Origin of the sequence: Salmonella sp. NW722 (assembly GCF_051702785.1) — a bacterium.
Taxonomy (GTDB): Bacteria; Pseudomonadota; Gammaproteobacteria; order Enterobacterales; family Enterobacteriaceae; genus Salmonella; species Salmonella enterica.
In genome coordinates this window covers 1-267 of the sequence record NZ_JAMMIN010000037.1, presented here as the reverse complement: position 1 = coordinate 267, position 267 = coordinate 1, and the positions used below count along the sequence as shown (strand labels likewise).

General features: G+C 53.2%; 1 rRNA gene. It reads left to right on the top strand.

The window, feature by feature from the left end:
- A 23S ribosomal RNA gene (locus NA330_RS23265) occupies window positions 1–267 on the top strand; the annotation flags it as partial.

The following is a 267-nucleotide window of genomic DNA, read 5'->3' as shown; positions in this document are numbered from 1 at the left end:
TGAGGGAAAGGCGAAAAGAACCCCGGCGAGGGGAGTGAAAAAGAACCTGAAACCGTGTACGTACAAGCAGTGGGAGCCCCACCACTAAGCCAGTGGTGAACTCCACATACGCATCCTTTGCTGAGGATACGGTTAACGGAGCGAAAGCGACGTTCAACCGCAAAAGAAGCAGAGGGGGCTTAGTGGTGGGGTGACTGCGTACCTTTTGTATAATGGGTCAGCGACTTATATTCTGTAGCAAGGTTAACCGCATAGGGGAGCCGGAGG